This window comes from Faecalimicrobium dakarense, from assembly GCF_000499525.1.
In the GTDB taxonomy this organism is placed as follows: Bacteria; Bacillota; Clostridia; order Peptostreptococcales; family Peptostreptococcaceae; genus Faecalimicrobium; species Faecalimicrobium dakarense.
The window spans coordinates 69680-88001 of the sequence record NZ_HG529329.1 but is presented as its reverse complement, the minus strand read 5'-3'; the positions used below and the strand labels follow the sequence as shown (position 1 = coordinate 88001).

The following is an 18322-nucleotide window of genomic DNA, read 5'->3' as shown; positions in this document are numbered from 1 at the left end:
GATTAAATATGTATTATAATGTAGAGAGTGTAAATTTAAAATCAAAACATGAAATAAATGAAGTTAAAGATTTTTTAGAAAAATTTGAATTAAAATATGAAGATGTAGATTATAGTGTAGTAATAAAAGATAAAGGTGAAATTATTGCTACATGTTCTAAAAAAGATAATATACTTAAATGTTTTGCAGTTGATGAAAATTATCAAGGTCTAGGGCTTTCAAATAATTTAATATCAAAAGTAACAGAAAAATTATTTTTAGAAAATAAATACCATAGCTTTATATTTACAAAGCCAGAAAGTCAAAACATATTTGAGATGCTGGGATATAAAAATATATTTACAACTGATAAAGTAAGTTTACTTGAAAGTGGAAATAAGAATATAAATAAAAGCTTAGATAATTTAAAATTAGAATATAAAATAAACGAAAATGAAAGTTATGCATCTATAGTAATGAACTGTAACCCATTTACTTTAGGGCATAGATATTTAATAGAAAGAGCAAGTAAAGAAAATAAAAACGTAATAGTTTTTGTTGTAGAAGAAGATAAATCGGTATTTCCATTTAACGTAAGATATAAATTGATTAAAGAAGGTATTAAAGATTTAAAAAATGTATTAATAGTACCAGCTGGACAATATATAATATCGTCTGCAACATTTCCAAATTACTTCTTAAAGAAAAATGATAATAGTCTTAAAGAATATACGAAGTTAGACTGTAATATATTTGGAAAATACTTTGCACCTAAGTTTAATATTAATAAAAGATACGTTGGTAGTGAGCCACACTGTGAGGTAACTAATATATACAACAATACTATGAAAGAAGTATTACCTAAATACAATGTAGAAGTTGAAATTATTGAAAGAAAAGAAGTACTAGAAGATGCCATAAGTGCATCAAGAGTAAGAAGTTTATTAAAAGAAAATAATATAAAAGACGTAGAAAAGTTAGTACCTAAAAGTACAATGGACTTTTTACTTAGTGAGGAAGGTGAAGTAGTAATAAATAAGCTTTAAGGCACAAATTTTAAGTGAAGCGAAATTTTAAGCGACTGTGTCGGCGATATGAGCGAAGCGAATTTTTACTAAGCCAATTATGAATATGGATTTAATACAAGAATTTCTGATGGATAGAGAAAAAAGAGTGTTTCATCAAGAAGAATTAATAAAAAATAATAAGAATAAAACTTTAGTAACAATAAGAATTAATTACCCTGGACTTGAAAAATCAAACTATATTACAGATGATATAGTAAATATAATACACAATGATATAATGACTTATCATAAAGGTAATATAGTTTATAATGATAAATATAAAAATAAAGAAGGCTTAGTATATCATCTTTTATTTAATAAAGATGTTATAAGTATAAAAAAACTTATGATAGATATAGAAGAAAAACATATTTTAGGACGTTGTGTAGATATAGATGTATATTCTTATAAAGATAATAAAACAGTAGGTATATCTCGTTCAGATTTAAATAAATCTCCTAGAAAATGTTTTATATGTGAATTAGATGCAAAAATATGTTCAAGAGCACAAACACATACTATTGATGAAATTAAAAAATATTTTGAAGATATATATATAAAATACAAAGAAGAAGAAAAGAAGATAGATAATATATCATATGATATATCTCAAATTGCACTTAAAGCAATGATAAGTGAAGTATCTACATTTCCATCGTTTGGATTAGTATCTCCAATAAGTAATGGATCTCATAAAGATATGAACTATTACACATTTTTAAATAGTTCTATGGCAATAGCACCGTACTTAAAAGAGATGGCTAAAGTTTCTTACACTTATAATAAGTCACAATGCATATTTAATGTAATCAGAAATATAGGTGTCATATGTGAAGAAAAAATGTTTGAGGCTACAAATAACGTAAATACTCATAAAGGCATGATATTTTTAATGGGTACTTGTATAAGTGCCACTATGAAATCAATTTATGATAATAAAGGATTTTATAATATAAAAGATATAATTAAAGATATGACACAAGATATATTAGATGATTTTAAAAATTTACATTTAAAAGATAAGTTAACTCATGGAGAAAAATTATATATAGAGCATGGATTTACAGGTATAAGAGGTCAAATAAAAGATGGGTTATCGGTAGTTTTTGACGAAATAGTAAGTAAGTATGAAAATAGTGATTTAACAGAAAATGAGCTATACATTCAAATACTAATTTCTCTTATGTCTTTAGTTGAGGATAGCACAATTGTTTATAGACATGATATAAATACTTTAAGAAAAGTTCAATCTGATGCAAAAGAATTATTAAGGATAGGTGGAGTGAATACTATCTATGGCAAAAAACAAATTGAAAAAATGGAAAAAGACTATATTAAAGAAAATATAAGTCCAGGAGGATGTGCAGATTTACTTGCAATAAGTATATTTTTGCTAGATATAAAAAGTAAATATATGGATATATAAAAAAGTGTGTATATTATGTACACACTTTTTTATATATAATTTATAATTGCTAAGTTCAAAATATTTTAATTTATTTCTTTTAACACAACATTTAAAGAAATGCCTAAATGAGATTTTATAATTTCTTCAGCTAAGGCTTTATCTTTAGATACAATTGCATTTAATATTTGTCTATGTTCAATCAAAGCCTTTTCTCTTCTTTCATCATCTAGTATAGATATGTTTCTAAATCTTTGCAAATAGCTATTTAAATTAGAAATCATAATAGGTAATCTTCTCATCTTGGAAGACTTATATATAAGTGAGTTGAATTCTCTAAATAAGTCAATAACTTCATCTATCTTACCCTCTTGATTTAAGTTTTCAGTAAAATCTAAAAGAGCAGAAATTTCTTCTATCTCATGTGAGCAAATGTTTTCCATAGCTTCAAAAATAACTAATAATTCAAGGGATTCTCTAATTCTATATATTTCAATAACATCATCTTTTGTAATTTGCTTTGCTACAACTCCAATTCTTGGTATATACTCTACAAGGTCTTCGAGTTCTAGTTGTTTTAACGCTTCTCTAACTGGAGTTCTACTTATATTTAATCGTTGAGCATATTCTTTTTCTACAATTCTTTCGCCTATAGGAACTTTTCCACTAATTAATGTACTTCTTAAGCTTTCATACACAACCTCTCGAATAGGTTTATTTTGAGATAAGTCTGTATTATTTACAAATTCATCCATCCAATTATACATATATTATATTCCTTTCAAATACTTATTATTAAATATATTTTAACTTAAAACGACAAAAAAACCAATATTTTTTACTGAAATCGTATACAAAATATTGAAAAAGTATACAATTTGATACAAAAAAACACATAAAACACTTAAAGAACACTAAAAAGACTTGGTATACAAAAAGTTAAGTTATATAATAAATTTGTAGAAGAAAGTAAATGTAAATAACAAAAAAGATTGCTTTTTATAAAGGAAGAAAACATTTTATTAAATTTATTAAAATAGCAAATTTTTGTTTCAAATAAGTTTTATAGGAGAGTGATATTTAGGTGAGTAAGTTAAAAATAACTGAAACTGCTCTAAGAGATGGACATCAATCCTTAATAGCAACTAGGTTAAAAACAGATGAAATTATACCAATCTTAGAAACTATGGATAAGGTAGGATATTATTCTATGGAAGTTTGGGGAGGAGCTACATTTGACTCATGCATACGTTTTTTAAATGAAGATCCATGGGAAAGATTAAGACTTATAAGAAAGCATGTAAAAAATACAAAGTTACAAATGCTTTTAAGAGGTCAAAATTTACTTGGATATAGAAACTATGCTGATGATACTGTTGATAGATTCATAGAATTATCTATAAAAAATGGTATAGATATAATAAGAGTATTTGATGCATTAAATGATGTAAGAAATATAGAAGCATCAATGAAAGCTATAAAAAAATATAACGGACATTGTCAATGTGCAATATCTTATACAACAAGCCCAATACATACTACAGAGTATTACTTAGATTTAGTTAAGACAATGGAAAATATGGGTGCAGATTCAATTTGTATAAAAGATATGGCAGGAGTTTTAACACCATACAATGCTTATGACTTAGTTAAGCGTATGAAAAACGTTACTAAATTACCAATAGAACTTCACACTCACTGTACAAGTGGAATAGCTGACATGATATATATGAAAGCTGTTGAAGCCGGAGTAGATATAATAGATACAGCTATATCTCCATTTAGTGGAGGAACATCTCAACCTCCAACAGAATCATTAGCAGTAACTTTTGCTGAAATGGATAGAAATCCAGGATTAGATATGGATGCACTTTTAAAAGTTGCAGAGTACTTTAAGCCAATAAGAGATAAGTATATGAGCGAAGGAATATTAAATCCAAAGGTATTATTAACTGATCCACAAACATTAAAATATCAGGTTCCAGGGGGAATGTTATCGAATTTATTATCTCAAATGCAACAACAAGGAGCAGCTGATAAATATGAAGAGGTATTAAACGAAGTTCCAAGAGTAAGAAAAGATTTAGGATATCCACCACTTGTTACTCCTATGAGTCAAATGGTAGGTACTCAAGCATTATTCAATGTTTTAACGGGAGAGAGATATAAATTAGTTCCTAAGGAAATAAAGGATTATGTAAGGGGGCAGTACGGAAAAGCACCAGCTAAGATAGACCCTGAAATTCAGAAAAAGATAATTGGGGATGAAGAAATAATAACAGTTAGACCAGCAGACTTATTAGAACCAGAATTTGAAGCTATGAAAAAAGAAGTTGGAGAATTAGCTAAATGTGATGAGGACGTACTAGCATATGCATTATTCCCGCAAGTAGCTCCAAAGTTCTTAGAGCAAAAATATAATAAAAATACTAAAGAAGAAACTGATACTAATGAAACTGGTATTCAGTATATAACAGTAACTATGTAGAGAATAGGTGATAATATTATGGGAAATGAATTAACAATGATAGATGCCTTATCAATAACGGTATCGAGTATGACAATAGTATTCTTAACGTTACTAGTAATTTCACTTATATTAGGTTCTTTCAAGAATATATTTAAAGAAAAACCTAAGGTTGATGTTAAGAAAGAAGTAGCACAAACAGTAGTAGAAGATGATGAAGAGGAAAGATTAGTAGTAGCATTAGCAGCATCTATAATGGCTGGAAATGGAAAAATAAATCCAAATCTTCATATAAAAAATATAAAAAGAGTTAAATAAGAGAGGGATAAAGAAATGAGCGCGAAAACATATCATATAACATTAAATGGGAAAGTATACGAAGTTGAAATAGAGGAAGTTAAGCCTGGAACTACTCCAAAGCAAACTGTACAACCAACTGCACCACAACAAAAACCAGTTGCTAGTGGAAGTGGAGAAAGTGTAACTGCTCCAATGCCAGGAACAATACTAAATGTATTAGTAAAAGAAGGACAAGCTGTTAAAGCTGGTCAAGTATTAGCAGTGCTTGAAGCTATGAAAATGGAAAATGAAATAGTTGCTCCAGTAGATGGAACAGTTGCATCAGTAAGCGTTGACAAAGGTCAAAATGTAAATCTTGGTGATAGCTTATTAGTAATAGCATAGTAACAGTCTTAAGGAGGAATTTAACATGGGAGAAATGATAACTAGCTTCTTTGCAGAGTCAGGATTTGCGATGCTGACACCAAAGAGTGCTATAGTAATAGCAATAGCTTGTATATTCTTATACTTAGCTATAAAAAAAGGATACGAACCATATTTATTAATACCAATATCAGTAGGTATGTTACTTGCTAATATGCCAGGAGTAAACTTAATGCAAGCAGCAACAGATTCAGAAACTGGAGGATTATTCTATTATCTATATCAAGGGGTTAAGCTTGGTATATACCCGCCAATTATATTTTTATGTATAGGTGCAGGTACGGACTTTGGACCAATGATAGCAAATCCTAAGACAATGTTATTAGGAGCAGCAGCACAGTTTGGAATATTCTTTGCATTTTTAGGAGCAATATTATTAGGATTTAGCGGTACGGAAGCAGCATCGATAGGTATAATAGGGGGAGCAGATGGACCGACAGCTATACAGTTAACAGGACAATTAGCACCGCATTTATTAGGGACAATAGCATTAGCTGCTTACTCATACATGGCTTTAGTTCCAGTTATACAACCGCCAATAATAAAAGCATTAACAACTAAAGAAGAACGTAATATAAAAATGGAACAGTTAAGACCGGTTTCAAAAACAGAAAAAATAGTATTCCCTGTGGTTGCTATGATAATAGTTATAGGACTATTACCAACAGCAGCGCCTCTTGTAGGTATGCTTATGTTTGGTAATTTATTAAAGGAATCAGGAGCAGTACCAAAATTAGTAGAAACTGCACAAAATTCATTAATGTATATAGTTACTATATTCCTAGGATTAACAGTTGGAGCAACTGCTAATGCTGAAACTTTATTATCAACACAAACATTAGGTATAATAGCAATGGGACTTATAGCATTCTCTGTAGGTACAGCATCTGGAGTATTATTTGGTAAATTAATGTGTAAATTAACTAAAGGAAAAATAAATCCAATGATAGGTGCAGCAGGAGTTTCTGCGGTACCAATGGCAGCGAGAGTTGTACAAAAAGTTGGACAAGAAGAAAATCCTTCAAATTTCTTACTTATGCATGCAATGGGACCAAACATAGCGGGAGTTATAGGGTCTGCAGTAGTTGCAGGTATATTGCTTAAGTTTTTTGCTTAATTAATATGAAATATTAAAAATATGCACTTAGATGGCCGATATCCATTAAGTGCATATTTTTTTATGTAGGAAAATTATATTTTATATATTTATAAAAAAGTTGATTGAATTAAATTTTGTATAGTTAATATATTATAAACGAATTTTTATTATTGATAAATATAAAAAGGTTAAGGTATAATTTAAGGATAGCTGTAAAAAAGTAGTAATTGAGGTGGAAATAATGTTTAATAAGATAGAAAGTTCGGACTTAAGACCAATGAGAGAAATAGTACTATATGAACTTAGAAGTGCTATTTTTGAAAATAAATTAAAACCAGGTGACAGATTAGTAGAAAATATAATCGCGTCAAGCATGGGGGTTAGTAGGACTCCAGTTAGAGAGGCACTTAGACAGTTAGAAATAGAGGGGCTAGCTATCAATATGCCAAGGAAAGGGACGTTAGTAAAAGGTATATCAATAGAAGATGCTATAGAAATATATGATTTAAGAGAAGTCTTAGAGGGACTAGCAGTTAGGCTTGCATGTTTAAATATATCTAGGGTAGAAATAAGAAGATTAAAAGAAATATTAAATACTATGGAAGAAAATATATGCGATATAGATTATCCAGACTATATAAAAGCACATGGAGAATTTAATACAATAATTCTTCATGCAAGTAAAAATAAAAGATTAATTGAAAAATTAGAACATATATATGAATATTTAAAAAGCTTAAGAAAAATAAGTTTAAATAATATAGAAAGAAGAAAAGCTGCATTAGAAGAACATAAAAATATTGTAGAAGCTATATCAGAGGGGGATGAAATTTTAGCAGAGGAAGAAGCTAGAAAACATGTAGTTAATGCAAAGAAAAGTTTTATAGAAAGTTATAATTTATAATAAGGGACTATTCATCTAAACTTAAGCAACGGACCTGATTTTTAGGTCGTTGGCGGCATGAATGAAGCGAATTTTTGTTGACAAACTAAGATTACAGTTGTAATATTGAGATAAGCTTACAAATGTAATCTTAAAAGGAGATGAGAAATTTGAATCAAATAACAGATGCAGAATTAGAAGTAATGAAGACGCTTTGGAAAAATGGAAATTGTAGTAGTTCTCAAATTGTTGAATTACTAACTACAAGTACAGACTGGAAACCAAAAACAATCCAAACATTAATAACTAGATTAGTATCAAAAGAAGCTATAAATGTAGATAAATCCAATAAAAAATCATACATATATTCAGCAAATATAAGTGAAGAAGAATATAAAACTTATGCAAATGAATCATTTTTAAAAAAATTATACAATGGATCAGTTAATATGATGTTATCTAGCTTTATAAAAGAAAAAAAGCTTTCAAAAGATGATATAAATGATTTAAAAAAAATGCTTGATGAAGATAATTAGAAAATAATAAAAATGCAATAAGTTAGTTTAATTAAACTAGCTTATTGCATTTTTTACGTGCTAGGAAACTATAATACATCAAAAATTGTGTATAACTCATCAAATTAAGTAATATCAATGCACTAATAGTAAGTAAAAAAGACTTTTAAGCAACGGACAGAGTCGTTGGCGATATGAATGAAGCGAATTTTTTATTATATATTTATTAATTACTATATTAATTTTATTTTATTATGGATATATTTTCTGATTTTTTTGAATATGTTTTAGTAAATGAAGAAGGGAGGTATTTTAATGAGTAAAAAATTATCCAAAGATGCGTATGGAGGAGTACATGGAAAAGATTATATTCCATACGTAACAGACAAATCAAAAACAGGTGGAAATATTGTAGTATTAATTATAGGAATTATTTTAGCTGCTGTTTTTGCTGCTTCTACAGCTTATTCTGGTATGAAAGCAGGTCTTACAGTTGCAGCAGGAATTCCTGGTGCTATAATAGGTTCAGCCTTTGTTGGAGTATTTGCTCGTAAGAAAGGTATTCTTGGTAAAAACCTAATTCAAGGTATGTCAAGTGGTGGAGAATCAGTTGCCAGTGGTATTATATTTGTATTACCTGCTGTTATTTTAATTGGTAGTCAAATTTCTTTCTTAGAAGGCATAGCAGTAGGAATTGGTGGAGTTTTATTTGGTATTGGATGTGCATCGCTTGTTCACAACTACTTAATCATTGAAGAACATGGTAAACTTATGTACCCAGAATCTATGGCTATTTCTGAGACACTTGTTGCTTCAGATACTGGTGGAGATGCTATAAAATATATGGGAATGGGATTTGGTATTGGTGGAGCCCTTACTTTATTAACAGGATCATTTTTTAATGTAGCAAACAACGTAATTAGTTTTGTAGGAAGTAAATTCTACAAATGGAAATTTGAAGTTGAAGTAAATCCTCTTCTTTTAGGTATTGGATTTATAGTAGGGCTTGAAGTAGCTTTAACGATGTTTGCAGGTTCTATATTATCAAGTTTTGGTATTACACCTTTAATAGGTTACTTTACTGACCTTGCTGGTGAAGGAGCTAAAGTTTGGAATGATCCTTCAATGAGCATGAATCAAATGGAAGTTGGAGCAATTGCTGGTAACTATGTAAAATATATAGGTGCAGGTATGATGCTTTGTGGAGGTATTATAGGTGCTGTTAAACTTATACCAACTATTATAGCTTCTGTTAAAGAGACTCTTAAAGCAAAATCAAGTTCTGGAAATAATGGTTCATCTATTGAGATGTTAATTTTATTAGGTGGCGTAGTAATTGGATTTGCAGCAGCATTTTTAATTTCTGGCAATATTACAATGGCAATTATTGGAGCTATTATATCTCTTTTATTATCTTTATTATTTGTTATAGTAGCAGGACGTCTAACAGGAACAATAGGAACATCAAACCTTCCAGTATCTGGTATGACAATTGCATCTTTAGTTATAGTAACATTAATATTTGTTTCAATGGGATGGACTAGTGAAGTAGATAATAAATCACTTCTTTTATTTGGTACATTTATAGTTGTAGCAATTGCTATGGCTGGTGGTTACAGTCAGTCACAAAAGGTAACTTATATTATAGGCGGTAGTAAAAATGAAATGCAACGTTACTTTACAATTGCTGGTATTGTAGGTGTAATAGTTGTTGTAGGTACTATATTATTACTTGCTGAACAACTTAAAGTTACTGGTGATGGTGCTCAATTTGCATTACCACAAGCAAACTTAATGTCAACATTAACTTCTGGTATTATGTCAGGTAAATTACCTTGGGTTATGATTATTGTTGGTGTATTTATGGCAATTGTTTTATATTTACTAGGATTACCTATTATGACTGTTGCTATAGGTTTTTATTTACCGATTGCAACAACTTCAATAATATTAGTTGGAGCATTAATCCGTGTACTTGTTGAGAGAATGGCTAAGTCTGATAAAGAAAAAGAAGTTAAAGTTTCAAATGGTATAAGTTTATCTTCAGGTCTTGTTGCTGGTGGTTCTATAATAGGATTAATAGGTATAATCTTACAAGTAACAGGAATTGTAAAAGTAGGTTCTCCTAGTGGATTTGCAGCAGGAAATGGAATGGCAATAGCTTTATTAGTAGTTTTATGTATACTTTCAATATTACCTATTATTTTATCTAAGGTAAAGCAAAATGAATAATAATGAAATTTTAGATATGGTATTTAAAATATCTGATAGCATTGAGTGTGAAGTAGACAAAGACGGATTAGTGACTATACTTGAAAAACAAGACCATAGAATACAAAATTTTTTCAGAAAATTGAAATTTAAAATTCCTATGTATAAAAAAACTACACTAGATAAATATGGTAGTTGTGTATTTTTACAGATTGATGGTAAAAAAACAGTTAAGGAAATTGGTGAAGGTTTAGAATTTAAATATGGTAAAGAATCTCATCCACTTTATGAGAGATTGTTGATTTTTTTTAAATCACGTTGAAGTGAATTGTCAATATATTAAAAAATTAAATAAATAATAAAAGATAGATAAAAATAAAGGAGCTACTTAATGTACTCCTTTATTTTTATGTGAAATTTATGTATTATAAAAATTTAATAAAATAAAAAGGACTTACACTAACTTATAATATTAATGTGTGCAAATTATTGTATACATTATGATATAATAATATTAGAAAATTTAGGAAATTTATAGATTAAAAGGAGAAATCTAGTGATTATCAGAAAAGAAGTCAGAATAAGAGATGTAATAGGTATATTATTTTTATCTGCGATGATAATATTTGGGTTATATTTATTATTTACATTTTTAATTGGCATAGATATAGATAAAGATATTTACATTTTAGCAATGGGAATATTGATGATTTTTATGTTATTAATAACTATGATAACTTCTAAAAATCATGTAAAGTGTTTGCTCTCAGATTTTAAAAATAAATTAAATTTTAAAGAGATATGTGGAAGATATCTAAATTCGTGGGCTATAACTATAGGGGTTGAATATTTATTAGTAGGAATATTTATACTAATAAATACAAGCTCTGCAAATGAAATATTAAATACATCATCTTCAAAAGAAATGCTATATACAGGAAATCTCATAATAAACTCTATAAAAGTGGTTATGATAGCTCCAATTTTAGAAGAGATAATATATAGAAAAGTTATTTTTACAAGATTAGCTAAAAAAACTAATATAAGTATAGGTGTAATATTATCATCTATAATATTTGGATTAAGTCATGCTAAAGATTCTATGTTTTTTGCAATTTTATTTGGAGTAGTACTTTGTATTTTATATTTAAAATATGAAAATATATTAGTACCAATATTTTTACATTTTATGAATAACTTAATGTCAACTCTAATTTTATTAGTAACATTAGGAAAGCAAAATAATGAGGTAACTACTGTTGTAAACCAAAATTCAATTCCATATTTAATATTTGGCTCTATAGTTACGATTATAGGTTTATATTTTTACATAAGATATATTAATAAAAATAAAGCCTACTTGAAAATAGATGAAAAAGTAAGTGAAATAAATATATAATTGGGTAAAATATATAAAAATATATGAACGAGGTATTTTATGAAACCAAGTAGATTAGAAGAAATTTTATCGTATAATAAAAAATTTGTAAAAGACAAAGAATATGAGCAATATGAAACAACAAAAAATCCAGATAAAAAGATGGTAATATTATCATGTATGGACACTAGACTTACAGAACTATTACCAAAGGCAATGAATATAAAAAATGGAGATGCGAAAATAATAAAAAATGCAGGTGCTACAATAATGCATCCCTTTGGAAGTATTATTAGAAGTTTAATTGTAGCCGTTTATGAATTTGAGGCTAAAGATGTAATAGTTGTTGGCCATTATGGATGTGGTATGAGTAATTTAGATACTAATAGCCTTATAAATAAGATGCTAGCTAGAGGAATATCTAAGGAAACCTTATCTACAGTATATAATTGTGGTGTAGAAATTGATAAATGGTTACATGGATTTGATTCTGTAGAAGATTCTATAAGAGAGAGTGTAAACTCAATTAAAAGCCATCCATTAATGCCAAAGGATGTAAATGTTTACGGGCTAATTATTGACCCCTATACAGGAAAACTTGAACCTATATCAAAATAATAAAAAGAACTCTCTTAAGTAGGATTAAGAGAGTTCTTTTTTTATATATTAAATTAAAAAAATTTGTAGGCATTGTTAAATTACTTTTTTAGTTCATCTAAAGAATTAAATTCTAAAATTTCTTTCATTTTATTTCTATCTTTTATGAAATTATCACATACCATGTCAGAAATAGATGGATCACCATAAACTTTCCAATATCTAACCTTGCAGAATTTATAGTTACCATATCCCATAAAACCAACTACATCTTTAAGAGGATATCCTAAAAATATACCTATTTCATGAGGGAACTCTTCTGAATGAAGCTTATCTATTAAAAAATCTATGTAATTATCTATACTATAATTTGATGGGTAACCTATAAACTTTAAAAAGTTTACATATTTTTTATTATCTAATATCTTAGATAAAGATTCTTTATTAATAAATAAAATTCTAGTACCTCCATCAGATGTCTTTATAATCTTGTAATTTACCTTAAAGCAATTACTAAAGAAATTTTCTATATCATTAAGTTTAGTAGTTCTCATATTATCCTTTAAAGGAATATTTAATATTTCACATGGCTTAGAACCTAGAATTACTGGCCCTAATACTTCTAATATCCATTTTATATAATTTGAATTTGTATTATTTTTACAACAGTTTTTTACGCAATTATTATTCACATTATGCCTCCTGAAATTGATAATTGTTATTGATTAAATAATAACATGAATGAAAATAATTATCAATAGCATTTATGAAAAAATTTATAAATTAGAAATTAATAATAAAATAAAGTAGTTACCCGACGTAGTACTTTATTTTATTTTTATAAAAATGATAATATATTGAAAAAATAAACTAAAAATAAAAATTATATTTAAAAAAATATGATATACCCTACAAATAGCTAAAAAATAAACGGTAGACTAACTTAAGCGAAATATAGTATATTTAAAGTGCATAGATAAATTTATGACGATTTTAAAGGGGGATATTTAATATGAATGAACAAATAAAATTAAAAGTTAATTCTTTACAAAGTGATATAATATCATCTATTAAAGATTGTGTAAAAATACCAAGCGTAATAGATGAAGCCACAGATAATTGTCCTTTTGGAGAAAATATTGATAAAGCTTTAAGATATACACTAGATTTATGTGAATCTCTTGGATTTAAGACTGTTTATAAAGATGGATATTATGGATATGCTGAAATAGGTCAAGGAGACGAATTAATAGGTATACTTGGGCATTTAGATGTAGTTCCAGTAGGAGAACTTGAAAGTTGGGAATTCCCTCCATATGATGGTGTCATAGATGGAGATAAATTATATGGTAGAGGAACTCAAGATGATAAAGGGCCAACTATTGCAGCGATATATGCAGTTAAAGCATTAATGGATTTAGGGGTAGAGTTTAATAAAAGAGTAAGATTTATATTTGGAACAGATGAGGAAAACCTTTGGAGATGTATAAATAAATACTCAGAGAATGGTGAAGAGATACCAAACTATGGATTTACTCCAGACTCTAAGTTCCCTATGATAAATGCTGAAAAAGGACTATTACAAGTATTCTTAAATGGAGAAGGCAGTAAAGACCTAGAGTTATCACTTGGACAAGCATTTAACTCTGTACCAGACAAGGCTATATATTCTGGACAATATAAAGAAGAGCTTATAAAAGAATTAGATAGATTAAACTTTGAATATAGTGTAGATAAAGATAATGTTTGTGTTATAGGTAAAAGTGTTCACTCTGCTGTAAGTGATACTGGTATAAATGCTATAGCAAGATTATCTATTGCGCTTAATAATATAGGTGTTCAAAATGATGCTATAAAGTTTATAGCAGAAGTTATAGGACAAGATGCTAATGCTAATAATGTAATAGAAAATTGTATGGATGATGTTTCTGGAAAATTAACATTCAATATAGGAAAATTAAACATAGATAAAGAAAAATCAAGTATTGGTATTGATGCTAGAATACCTGTTACATATAAGAAAGAAGAATTTACTTCTAATTTAGAAGCTAAAGCTAAAGAATATAATTTGATTTATGAAGAATATGACTATTTAGCATCAATATATGTTGCTGAAGATAACTTCTTAGTTAAAACATTAAAGAAAGTATTTGAAGGAGAAACAGGTCTTGATGGAACTCCACTTTCTTCAGGAGGAGCTACTTATGCAAGAGCATTAGATAACTGTGTTGCATTTGGATCAGTTTTCCCGGGAAAACCTAAAACAGAGCACCAAGCTAATGAATATATAATCATAAGCGATTTAATGAAAGCTACTGAAATATATGCACTTTCAGTGTATGAATTATTAAAAGGATAATTTATAAAGTAGAATATTAAATATTAAAGAGGCTATAACTTTATAGTCTCTTTTTACATATAAGTAAACTATATTATCAAAAAATTTGTAAATAATCAGTAAATAAAAGCAATATAAAAAATTAAAAATAACGCATACTAAATTAGTATATACGTAGATTATACTTATATAGTATAAAATGGAGGTATTATATGAAAATCTCTATATTTTTAGGAGCAGGAGCATCTGCAGCAGAAAATTTACCGATTCAAAATGAGTTGTTTAGCGAGTACTTTAAAAAATTAAAAAAAGATGACTTTAAAAGTGATATGAATATGGAATTATATAAATTTTTTAAACAAATGTTTAATATTGACATTATAAAAGATAATATGGAAAAAGCTGAATTTCCTACATTTGAAGAAGTATTAGGACTTCTCGATTTAGCAGAACAAAGAAGAGAAGGTTTTAGAAATTTTGGACTTGAAAATTTAAGTAAAAGAAGTGATAGTATAAGATTTTTAAGACAATATATAATTTTATTAATGGCTAAAGCAATACATAAAACTGAAGGAAGTAATAATTATCATAAACTATTAGTTAAAAATTTACTTAAAGAAAATTTATTAACAGACACAACATTTATAAGTGCTAATTATGATATACATATAGATAATGCGTTAGCCTCACTATATAAAAAAGAGAACCCTATAATGCTTGATTATGGAGTTAGATTCACAAATTTTAATATTGAAAATAAATGGGTACCTCCAAAAGATCCTTTAGTAAAACTTTATAAAATACATGGATCTTTAAATTGGTTATATTGCCCAGTGTGTAGTAGTTTGACATTAACACCTTATGATGAAGGAATAATGAAACTTTTAAGCGAAATAGAAGAGGTAAAATGCTTAGAATGTAGAAGTTTAACAGTTCCGATAATAGTTCCTCCTACATATTTCAAAAATATGGATAATGTATTTTTATCTACTATATGGAACAAAGTTGAAAGTTCATTAAGAGAAAGTGATTTAGTTGTATTTTGTGGATACTCATTTCCTGATGCAGATATACATATAAAATATATGCTAAAAAGAATCCAAACAAATAGAAATAAACCATTAAAGTTTATAGTATTTAATTATCATAATGGGAAAAAAGACGAATCAATGAAAAGAGAAGAAGACAGATATAAAAGATTTTTAGGCAAAGATGTAATATTTACTAAAAGCTCTTTTGAAGATTTTTCAACTAACCCTATGAAGTTTATAAATGATGTCTTTAAGGATTAACGTTTTAAATTAAAAATATTAATTAGCTGAATTTATTAGGTATAAAAAATAAATTTTATATGATATTTACACAATCAAATAGATTATTATATGAAGTAAAATTATAATTATATCTATATAGCTTAAAAATATTACAAAAAGGGGGGATTTTATGATTGCAACGATAGTTAACTGCTTAGCAATAGCAGGGGGATGTTTAGTAGGACTTTTAATAAAAGGAAATATATCTGAAAAGATAAGCACTAATATAATGAATGGAATTGCCTTATGTGTATTATATATTGGCATATCAGGTTCATTACAGGGTGAAAATACGTTAATAACTATAATATCTATAGCAATAGGTGCTTTAATAGGAGAACTTATAGACCTTGATAAAGGACTAAATAAATTAGGTGATAAGTTAGAAGAAAAATTTTCAAGTGAAGAAGGAGAAGTTTCTATATCAAAAGGTTTTGTATCAGCAAGTTTATTGTTTTGTGTAGGAGCTATGGCTATTGTAGGAAGTTTACAAAGTGGGTTAAGTGGTAATTATGAAACTTTATTTGCTAAATCTATCTTAGATGGAATATCATCTATAATTTTTGCAGCTTCATTGGGTATAGGAGTTATGTTTTCAGCTTTATCAGTGTTTTTATATCAGGGAATTATAACAATAGGTTCATCTTTTTTGTCGAATATATTAAGCGATTCTGTCGTAAATTCTATGACAGCTATTGGAAGTTTATTAATAATAGGATTAGGTCTAAATATGCTAAAAGTCACTAATATAAAGGTTGCTAATTTGTTGCCTGCTATTATTATTCCGATTTATTTGGATTATTTGGGTTAATATAGAAAAAAGCATTAGACAAATTTCTTATTTAGAAGGATTATACCACTATAAATCAAATTAAATAAATATAGTAAAGTTTAAAATGATTGCATTAAGATTCAAAGATAAAATTAGGGGGGAATGTATTGAGTAAGTTTGATATAAATGGGGCTATTATAGAATTTGATGAGAAAATGGATAATTACAATGAAATAAGAAGGAATTTTAAAATATATGCAAATGAAGCATCTAAAAGCTTTGAAGAAAACTGTCTAGCTAACATTAAAAATATTAAAGATTTATCAGAAAATGGTCTAAAAATAGGTACTGATATTATTGAGGAAGTTCTTAAAAAGGGAGTAGAAACAATAGTTAGTTTCGATATTATAACAATAGATTTAGATACTTTTGAAGAGGTTTACTGTAAGAGATACTTAGATTATGAAAGATTATTTAATAATTTAAATAAAGAAATGTTAATTAATAATAAAAATAAAAGAAATAATCATGCAAAGTTTTATGGAGTAAAGCCTATAATAAAAAAAATAAGTGATTATATATATGATGACTGCTTTAATATTCATTACGCTATTATTGATGCATTAGTAGAAAATAATGTTGATAAAGTTGGGTTAAGTATAAATGAAGAAAGTATAAAAAAATCTAGTGCATTATTTAATAACTATAAAGATGGATTTATAACTAAGCCTGATGAATGTAGGGTAGTAGAACAAGTAATAACTCTAAATCCATATAGAGAAGATATATATGAATTTTTCATAAGAGAAGATGGAGATTTTAATGGAGACATAGAAAGATTAACTAACTTTTTAGGCTATGATATCAGAGATTATAAAGGTAAGTTAATGGATTTATATATTAAAGAATTAGTAGAAGCTAGCACAGGAGACTTAGAACTTGAAAAGGAAAAGATAAAAAAATATGCAAAATATATAGGTTGTAAAGACGAATCTATTTATATAGCAAGAATTGATGCTATATATACTTTTGAGAATGCCTAACATATTTTAAAATAAAAAAGACTTCTACAATAAATGTAGAAGCTTTTATTTTATAATACCAACCGCTAAGCTTGAGCAACGGACGCAGTCGTTGGCTATATAAAACATAGCGCCCACGCAGTGGCTTAAGCAAAGCGAATTTTACTAATCAAAATAATTTAAAGTGTCATCTTGATAAAAGTTATGATCAAAATAGTTATCGTCTTCTAATATAATATCATCATAATTATTGCAATAATCGCTATCATCATATGGTAAAATATCATCATATAAAAAACTATTATTAAAATTCAATAAATTTAATAATTTGTTGCTATCTTTTTTACTAAATGATTTAGGATATATATTCATTATAAACACCTCTAATATTAGTATAAGAACATTTAACGCCACTATTATTATATTCAATTTATTGCTTTTTATGTTACATTAATTAAAAATTTTGGAAAATAATTTTTACATATTAAAAACTATTGTTATATTAACTTTTTTTAGAAATATATTATGCTTAAAAGCATATATAATAAATTAA

General features: G+C 27.3%; 19 protein-coding genes. 16 read left to right on the top strand and 3 right to left on the bottom strand.

The window, feature by feature from the left end; genetic code table 11:
- Window positions 1–8: 8 nt before the first annotated feature.
- On the top strand, window positions 9–1025 hold the full coding sequence (gene citC, locus BN899_RS09040) for a [citrate (pro-3S)-lyase] ligase (RefSeq protein WP_042274776.1): 1017 nt from the start codon (window positions 9–11) through the stop codon (window positions 1023–1025).
- 79 nt (window positions 1026–1104) lie between these two features.
- On the top strand, window positions 1105–2472 hold the full coding sequence (gene citG / locus BN899_RS09035) for a triphosphoribosyl-dephospho-CoA synthase CitG (RefSeq protein WP_081712216.1): 1368 nt from the start codon (window positions 1105–1107) through the stop codon (window positions 2470–2472).
- 65 nt (window positions 2473–2537) lie between these two features.
- Here citG and BN899_RS09030 read toward each other — a convergent pair whose 3' ends face one another.
- The gene (locus BN899_RS09030; RefSeq protein ID WP_042274775.1) at window positions 2538–3218 is read right to left on the bottom strand and encodes a GntR family transcriptional regulator; all 681 of its coding nucleotides are present in this window, start codon (window positions 3216–3218) and stop codon (window positions 2538–2540) included.
- Between the two features lie 317 nt (window positions 3219–3535).
- On the opposite strand from BN899_RS09030, the gene BN899_RS09025 reads away from it, so the two are divergent.
- The 10 genes from BN899_RS09025 to BN899_RS08980 all read left to right on the top strand — a co-directional run bounded on the left by BN899_RS09025 (window position 3536) and on the right by BN899_RS08980 (window position 12345).
- Window positions 3536–4939, top strand: a complete 1404-nt coding sequence (locus BN899_RS09025) for an oxaloacetate decarboxylase subunit alpha (protein WP_042274774.1) — start codon at window positions 3536–3538, stop codon at window positions 4937–4939.
- Between the two features lie 18 nt (window positions 4940–4957).
- The gene (locus BN899_RS09020; protein WP_042274773.1) at window positions 4958–5236 is read left to right on the top strand and encodes an OadG family protein; all 279 of its coding nucleotides are present in this window, start codon (window positions 4958–4960) and stop codon (window positions 5234–5236) included.
- A gap of 15 nt (window positions 5237–5251) precedes the next feature.
- Window positions 5252–5602 (top strand): biotin/lipoyl-containing protein, encoded by a 351-nt coding sequence (locus tag BN899_RS09015; RefSeq protein WP_042274772.1) that lies wholly within the window; start codon window positions 5252–5254, stop codon window positions 5600–5602.
- A gap of 25 nt (window positions 5603–5627) precedes the next feature.
- Window positions 5628–6758, top strand: coding sequence for a sodium ion-translocating decarboxylase subunit beta (locus BN899_RS09010; RefSeq protein WP_042274771.1), 1131 nt, complete (start codon window positions 5628–5630; stop codon window positions 6756–6758).
- A 223-nt stretch (window positions 6759–6981) separates the two neighbouring features.
- On the top strand, window positions 6982–7644 hold the full coding sequence (locus BN899_RS09005; RefSeq protein ID WP_242824131.1) for a GntR family transcriptional regulator: 663 nt from the start codon (window positions 6982–6984) through the stop codon (window positions 7642–7644).
- Between the two features lie 149 nt (window positions 7645–7793).
- Window positions 7794–8159, top strand: coding sequence for a BlaI/MecI/CopY family transcriptional regulator (locus tag BN899_RS09000; protein WP_330362507.1), 366 nt, complete (start codon window positions 7794–7796; stop codon window positions 8157–8159).
- Window positions 8160–8453: 294 nt separating this feature from the next.
- Entirely contained in the window at window positions 8454–10370 is a 1917-nt protein-coding gene (locus tag BN899_RS08995; protein ID WP_042274767.1) for an OPT family oligopeptide transporter, read from the top strand.
- Complete coding sequence (locus tag BN899_RS08990; RefSeq protein WP_330362506.1) at window positions 10363–10671, top strand: hypothetical protein; 309 nt, start codon at window positions 10363–10365, stop codon at window positions 10669–10671. Before BN899_RS08995 ends, BN899_RS08990 begins: the two co-directional genes overlap by 8 nt.
- A gap of 234 nt (window positions 10672–10905) precedes the next feature.
- Window positions 10906–11748, top strand: coding sequence for a CPBP family intramembrane glutamic endopeptidase (locus BN899_RS08985; RefSeq protein ID WP_042274766.1), 843 nt, complete (start codon window positions 10906–10908; stop codon window positions 11746–11748).
- 39 nt (window positions 11749–11787) lie between these two features.
- A complete protein-coding gene (locus tag BN899_RS08980) occupies window positions 11788–12345 on the top strand; it encodes a beta-class carbonic anhydrase (protein WP_042274765.1) in 558 nt (185 codons plus the stop codon).
- Window positions 12346–12425: 80 nt separating this feature from the next.
- Here the strand turns inward: BN899_RS08980 and BN899_RS08975 are convergent, their stop codons facing one another.
- Window positions 12426–13016 carry a DUF3793 family protein gene (locus BN899_RS08975; RefSeq protein ID WP_042274763.1) on the bottom strand — a complete coding sequence of 197 codons (591 nt, stop codon included), beginning with the start codon at window positions 13014–13016 and terminating at the stop codon, window positions 12426–12428.
- 320 nt (window positions 13017–13336) lie between these two features.
- On the opposite strand from BN899_RS08975, the gene BN899_RS08970 reads away from it, so the two are divergent.
- The 4 genes from BN899_RS08970 (at window position 13337) to BN899_RS08955 (ending at window position 17790) form a co-directional block, all read left to right on the top strand.
- A complete protein-coding gene (locus BN899_RS08970) occupies window positions 13337–14683 on the top strand; it encodes a M20 family metallopeptidase (protein ID WP_042274761.1) in 1347 nt (448 codons plus the stop codon).
- A gap of 191 nt (window positions 14684–14874) precedes the next feature.
- Window positions 14875–15954 carry an SIR2 family protein gene (locus BN899_RS08965; protein WP_042274759.1) on the top strand — a complete coding sequence of 360 codons (1080 nt, stop codon included), beginning with the start codon at window positions 14875–14877 and terminating at the stop codon, window positions 15952–15954.
- 151 nt (window positions 15955–16105) lie between these two features.
- Entirely contained in the window at window positions 16106–16786 is a 681-nt protein-coding gene (locus BN899_RS08960; RefSeq protein WP_042274758.1) for a DUF554 domain-containing protein, read from the top strand.
- Between the two features lie 128 nt (window positions 16787–16914).
- On the top strand, window positions 16915–17790 hold the full coding sequence (locus BN899_RS08955) for a kinase (RefSeq protein WP_147568523.1): 876 nt from the start codon (window positions 16915–16917) through the stop codon (window positions 17788–17790).
- 144 nt (window positions 17791–17934) lie between these two features.
- On the opposite strand, the gene BN899_RS08950 is transcribed toward BN899_RS08955, so the two are convergent.
- Window positions 17935–18141, bottom strand: coding sequence for a hypothetical protein (locus BN899_RS08950; protein WP_042274756.1), 207 nt, complete (start codon window positions 18139–18141; stop codon window positions 17935–17937).
- Window positions 18142–18322 lie beyond the last annotated feature (181 nt).

Bases quoted from the DNA above. Each gene is read 5' to 3' on its own strand.
- citC (WP_042274776.1), top strand. From the start codon at position 9: ATGTATTATAATGTAGAGAGTGTAAATTTAAAATCAAAACATGAAATA.
- citG (WP_081712216.1), top strand. From the start codon at position 1,105: ATGAATATGGATTTAATACAAGAATTTCTGATGGATAGAGAAAAAAGA.
- BN899_RS09030 (WP_042274775.1), bottom strand. From the start codon at position 3,218: ATGTATAATTGGATGGATGAATTTGTAAATAATACAGACTTATCTCAA.
- BN899_RS09020 (WP_042274773.1), top strand. From the start codon at position 4,958: ATGGGAAATGAATTAACAATGATAGATGCCTTATCAATAACGGTATCG.
- BN899_RS09015 (WP_042274772.1), top strand. From the start codon at position 5,252: ATGAGCGCGAAAACATATCATATAACATTAAATGGGAAAGTATACGAA.
- BN899_RS09010 (WP_042274771.1), top strand. From the start codon at position 5,628: ATGGGAGAAATGATAACTAGCTTCTTTGCAGAGTCAGGATTTGCGATG.
- BN899_RS09005 (WP_242824131.1), top strand. From the start codon at position 6,982: ATGTTTAATAAGATAGAAAGTTCGGACTTAAGACCAATGAGAGAAATA.
- BN899_RS08995 (WP_042274767.1), top strand. From the start codon at position 8,454: ATGAGTAAAAAATTATCCAAAGATGCGTATGGAGGAGTACATGGAAAA.
- BN899_RS08990 (WP_330362506.1), top strand. From the start codon at position 10,363: ATGAATAATAATGAAATTTTAGATATGGTATTTAAAATATCTGATAGC.
- BN899_RS08980 (WP_042274765.1), top strand. From the start codon at position 11,788: ATGAAACCAAGTAGATTAGAAGAAATTTTATCGTATAATAAAAAATTT.
- BN899_RS08970 (WP_042274761.1), top strand. From the start codon at position 13,337: ATGAATGAACAAATAAAATTAAAAGTTAATTCTTTACAAAGTGATATA.
- BN899_RS08965 (WP_042274759.1), top strand. From the start codon at position 14,875: ATGAAAATCTCTATATTTTTAGGAGCAGGAGCATCTGCAGCAGAAAAT.
- BN899_RS08960 (WP_042274758.1), top strand. From the start codon at position 16,106: ATGATTGCAACGATAGTTAACTGCTTAGCAATAGCAGGGGGATGTTTA.
- BN899_RS08950 (WP_042274756.1), bottom strand. From the start codon at position 18,141: ATGAATATATATCCTAAATCATTTAGTAAAAAAGATAGCAACAAATTA.